We start from the raw sequence: 908 nt of genomic DNA, 5'->3' as shown, positions 1-908 counted from the left end.
TGGCAATGGCGCCCATCACGCCGACGCTGGCGCCGCCGTAGACCAGGCCGATATTGCGGCGCACCAGTTCATCGGCCAGCGCTTCGGCAGCCTGAATGTAGGCCGGATTGTTGCCGGGGCTGGAACCGCAATAGACGCAGATTCTTTTCATAAATTTCGCTCATGCTCTGTGCAGATGGAGACGCGGTACAAAATTTCTACAGGGCCGCTGCAGGAGTGCCTCTTGAGGCGCGAATCCGTGAGTAAATGGGAAAGGGACAGAACTCGCCGCCTCTGTTTAAGAGCAGGTCGCTGCGGGCGGCGATTCTGTAGACTCGCTACGCCCGGTTCGTCCCTCAAGAGGCACTCCTGCAGTGTTTTACCCCGCCACCGCTGTGGGCTTGTTTACCAGCCGGTCTGCCGGGAAATGACAGGTAAAGGTGCTGCCCTTGCTGAGCTCGCTGGTGATTCCCAGGCGGCCGTTGTGGCGGATCATCACGTGTTTGACGATGGCCAGCCCCAGGCCGGTGCCGCCGGTCTGGGTGACGCGACTGTTGTCCGGGCGATAGAAGCGTTCCGTCAGCCGGGGAATATGGGCCGGGTCGATGCCGATGCCGTTGTCGGTGACAGACAGGTGCGCGCCCTGGGCATCCTGCCACCAGCGGATGCGGATGGTGCCTTCGGCCGGGGTGTATTTCACCGCGTTGGTAATCAGGTTGCCGAAGGCGCTTTCCAGCTCGGCGGGGTTGGCGATCAGCCGGGCGTCGACGGGGACATCCAACTCGATGTGGTGATGCTTGTCGCTGCTGATGGCCAGCGCATTGTCTTTCATGCGGTTGAGCATGCCGTGCACTGGCACCGCCTGGCGCACGCTGTCGGCTTCGGTGCCTTCCAGCCGGGCCAACAGCAACAGGTCGGCCACCAGGGCC

Annotated in this window: 1 protein-coding gene; it reads right to left on the bottom strand. The window is 62.6% G+C overall.

The features are described 5' to 3' along the window. Positions 1 to 358: 358 nt before the first annotated feature. Positions 359 to 908 (bottom strand): ATP-binding protein (locus A3730_RS22570; protein ID WP_197477577.1); only part of this gene is annotated, 550 nt, incomplete at its 5' end.

This window comes from Alcanivorax sp. HI0044 (assembly GCF_001634945.1).
This window is presented reverse-complemented; position numbering and strand designations above follow the sequence as displayed.